Raw genomic sequence first — 1,402 nt, 5'->3', positions numbered from 1 at the left:
TTGGTTTAGGAAGTTTGCCAACATTCGGAACGGCAGCATCAAAAGATGTTGGTACCGGAGCTGGTCAAATCCCAGATATGTCGTCATTTCCTTGCCTGCTTGAGGAAAATGGATGGGAGATTTTGCCAAATGGCAAAATTAAGCAGTGGGGACTGGTTCAGATGAGCTCATCAGAGGGCGGAAATAAAGTTGTTCCACTCCCAATCCCTTTCCCCGGAAAAGCCTTGAATGCGCATGCGACAATCAATGCCCCAACAAACTACAGCGGCAATATTGCTGTTTATGTAGTCGATGCGACAAACACAGCAATAACCCTGGTTCAGGACAACGCAACGGCGACATATATCGCTAAAGTCTATTGGGAGGTAACCGGCAAATGACAGACTATATCTACAGCCCGTCAATAAATATGTTCTACCCGAACGCACTAAAGAACCGCTATCTTGCCGCAGGCGCATGGCCCGATGATGGCATTGAAGTGAGCACTGAGATGGTGATTGAGTTCACAACAGATCGCCCTGGCTGGGTTAGGGTTGCGGGGAGTGATGGATTGCCTGCCTGGACCGAAGCGCCAGTACCGACAATCCCTGACACTCAACCTACACAGGAAGTGTAGGCCACTTATCCGGCGCATCTGCTGGGTTTACTGCTTCAAGTTCATCCAGATAATCGAGACAGGCGTTATATTGCGCCTTCTCATCTTCCGACAATCTCCCGAGAGCGGCTTTACCAGACCACTGCTTCAACCCAATGTACTCATTAGCTTCAACAATCAACCGCTTTTGTTTTGCTGCTGCTTGATCAACTAATTGCTCATGCGTTGGAGTGGGTTTATCAATCCATGCTGGCATCACATCTACTACGCCGCGCGTCTTTCCTTCCGGTGGGTTAGCAATGAACTCAAGATAAACTTCATAAGCCACATCAACGCCGTCAACCGGCCATACCCCTGCTTTCTCATAATTAGGTTTCAGCACGACAGGAAAAAACTTGTTCTGACTTGGGCTAAAGATTATTTCCATTTATTTACCCTCGACTTCGTAGTACACACTTGGCTTTATCTGTGATGTTGCAGAATCAGGGACAAGTGTTATTGTGCTATTTGTTATTGCCGCCACATATACATTCATAAGCCCACTTACATTATTCGCGTATTGAACCGTTGCGTGTGCGTTTAAAGCTTCGTTCGGGAATGGGATCGGTAGGTTGAAAGTTTCCGGTGGCCCCTCATAGCCGGACAATGTTACATATCCCCACTGGCGAATTTTCCCGGACGGTAGTTTTTCCCACCCGTTCCTCTCAAGAGAAGCAGCGAAGTAGCTCATATCTGGGATTTGACCAGCTCCGGTACCAACATCTTTTGATGCTGCCGTTCCGAATGTTGGCAAACTTCCTAAACCAA

General features: G+C 47.6%; 4 protein-coding genes. 2 read left to right on the top strand and 2 right to left on the bottom strand.

Translation table 11 applies throughout. The annotated features are described in order from the left end of the window. On the top strand, positions 1 to 380 hold a 380-nt coding region (locus HII27_RS26780; protein WP_396402220.1), incomplete at its 5' end, for a gp53-like domain-containing protein. Beyond that, positions 377 to 616, top strand: coding sequence for a hypothetical protein (locus HII27_RS26775; RefSeq protein WP_185670185.1), 240 nt, complete (start codon positions 377 to 379; stop codon positions 614 to 616). The genes HII27_RS26780 and HII27_RS26775, both read left to right, overlap by 4 nt. Here the strand turns inward: HII27_RS26775 and HII27_RS26770 are convergent. Both HII27_RS26770 and HII27_RS26765 read right to left on the bottom strand, forming a co-directional pair. Continuing rightward, complete coding sequence (locus HII27_RS26770) at positions 600 to 1,022, bottom strand: tail fiber assembly protein (RefSeq protein ID WP_185670184.1); 423 nt, start codon at positions 1,020 to 1,022, stop codon at positions 600 to 602. The genes HII27_RS26775 and HII27_RS26770 overlap by 17 nt on opposite strands. Continuing rightward, positions 1,023 to 1,402: gp53-like domain-containing protein (locus tag HII27_RS26765; RefSeq protein WP_455583650.1), on the bottom strand; the 380-nt coding region annotated here is incomplete at its 5' end.

It is taken from the genome of Kluyvera sichuanensis (assembly GCF_014218705.1).
Taxonomy (GTDB): Bacteria; Pseudomonadota; Gammaproteobacteria; order Enterobacterales; family Enterobacteriaceae; genus Kluyvera; species Kluyvera sichuanensis.
Note: the sequence above shows the minus strand (reverse complement) of the source record. Positions and strands in the feature narration are given on the sequence as shown.